The 267-nt window shown below is 44.2% G+C and carries 1 protein-coding gene; it reads left to right on the forward strand.

The features are described 5' to 3' along the window. On the forward strand, positions 1-267 hold a 267-nt coding region (locus ACYP5M_RS26590), incomplete at both ends, for an EamA family transporter (protein WP_459735740.1).

Below are 267 nucleotides of genomic sequence, written 5' to 3' on the forward strand. Positions count from 1 at the left end.
GTTATCGGTTTGATCGGGAAGCTAATAACAGAGCCGATAAAGCCAGTGATGATGATGGAACAGCTGACGATTTTCGCCATAGTCGTTCTTGGGTGCCTTGGCTCTCGTGTCGGCCAGCTGATCTATTTCTACATCAAAAAAAATGGCAGCCCTGAGTTAGCCTCATCTGTTACAAACCTAAATCCATCAACCTCTATGTTTTGGGGTTATGACCTGCTGGGAGAAGCGATTAATCCCAATGTAAATATTGGCCTGCTGAATATTTTC

This window comes from Peribacillus sp. N1 (genome assembly GCF_054600815.1).